Origin of the sequence: Butyricicoccus sp. OF27-2pH9A (assembly GCF_027693185.1) — a bacterium.
Classification (GTDB): domain Bacteria; phylum Bacillota; class Clostridia; order Oscillospirales; family Butyricicoccaceae; genus Agathobaculum; species Agathobaculum butyriciproducens.
This window is the reverse complement of record NZ_JAQEXK010000060.1, coordinates 1-396: the sequence shown is the minus strand read 5'-3', so window position 1 is coordinate 396 and position 396 is coordinate 1. Positions and strand designations below refer to the sequence as shown.

Annotated in this window: 1 protein-coding gene; it reads left to right on the top strand. The window is 59.6% G+C overall.

Translation table 11 applies throughout. From position 1 onward, the window contains the following. Positions 1 to 396: DUF7007 domain-containing protein (locus PG722_RS14010; protein WP_442867863.1), on the top strand; the 396-nt coding region annotated here is incomplete at both ends.

The following is a 396-nucleotide window of genomic DNA, read 5'->3' as shown; positions in this document are numbered from 1 at the left end:
CAAAGCGGACAGCGACGCCTATACCCTGTTGATGAACGCCTGCGGCGGGGAGGCCGCCCGTGTCCTTCGGGAATATGCCTATTTTTCCCCGGAACTGAAAGCCATCTTAGAAAAGGCGGCGCTCATGCAGGCGGACCGGAGCCGGACGGGCGGAATGTTCCATGCGCCGAAAAGCTCCCCGTGGGGCGAAGTACAGAGCTGTGAAACCCTCTGTCCGGGGGTGTTTCTGGTATCTACCGCCAGCCACGGCGGAACGATGGTGGCAAACGAGGTAGCCGCCGTTCTCTCCCCGGCGGCCAAAAAATGCGGCTTCAAGGACAAGGGCTATATTTGCTATGAGGAGGACGCACAGGAAAGCGTAGTGCTCCGGGAGCTGCTGGACAAAAAGCTGTGGAA